Source organism: Cupriavidus sp. 10L43_2 (assembly GCF_056395265.1).
On the sequence record NZ_JBFTJE010000045.1, the window covers coordinates 1 to 1,115 of the forward strand.

A 1,115-nucleotide genomic window follows, 5' to 3' on the forward strand; every position below is an offset into this window, starting at 1 on the left:
TGTCCGCTGGCCTTTGGCTGGTCATCGGCGGTGATGAACAACCCCTTGCCGCCCCGGATGGCCCCCCAGCCAGACGTCCTGAGTTCGAACCCCTCCCCCCGCCGCTTCCACTTCCCGTCGACCATATGGCCAAGCGTCAGCTGGGATTTGCCGGAATGCTCGGTGGACAGCTTGACGTGCTCCTGTCCCTCCCAATCCTCGAATTCGAGCTTGTTGTCGCTCTGCGTGCGAATAACGTTGCGGGATAGCCAACGATCCTGATTGGTAATCAGATCCGTCTGGCGACTGTTATGGTGGACGTGGGCGATATACGGCTTATTGGGATTACCGTCCCGAAATGCGATAGCCGCTTCGGTGCCGTCGATCAGCGGAAAGTGAAATCCTGTTTGCAGCGCCCCGGCAAACGGCTTGGCCAATCGCAGCGGCACGCACTCGCCGCCGCCGGGCCAGTCCTCGAAATCGAAGTCAAAGCGAACCGTGTAATAGCCCTGCTGCGTCAGATAAGCGTATGGATACCGGCTTGGCGAGGTAATGCGCGCACTCAGCGTGCCCTGGATCTTCGGCCAGTTGGCCTCGTCCAGCGGCAGCCGGAACCGTCGATCCGACGGGATCGATTTGAAGGTATTCCGATACGCCGCATCGCGCGCGCCGGTGTGGATGACCTCGGTGATGACCTGCCCATTCGGCGCATCCGCCAGCGCAAGATCCATCCGCAGGATTCGCGCCGGACGCAGTTCCAGCACATTGCTCTCGCCTTCATAGACCACCTGGGAAGCCATCGCCGCCTCATGCCGAAGCTGGGCTTCCCATCTGGCGCCTTCGAAATCCAGGTGATGGGTGCCGAAGACATACGGCTGGCCGTAGGTGGTCTTGTCCTTCCTCGCGACATTGGCTTCGCCCTTCAGCGGCTCCCACGCCAGGTCGGGGTTGTAGTCCGCCACGAGGAACGATGCGGGGACGGTTCTAGCAATAGTACGAAGGCCGATGACCGCTTCGACACCAGCCTCCAATCCCGCCGTCTCGCGATACGGCACCCGCAATTCAGGCTTGTARAGGTAATGGTCAATGTCATCGCCAAACACCACCATCTCGCCGAACTTGCCGGGAAGGAAATA

General features: G+C 60.6%; 1 protein-coding gene. It reads right to left on the reverse strand.

The features are described from left to right. The coding region (locus tag AC1DEL_RS27520; RefSeq protein ID WP_477159244.1) for a type VI secretion system Vgr family protein at positions 1 to 1,115 on the reverse strand (1,115 nt) is incomplete at both ends.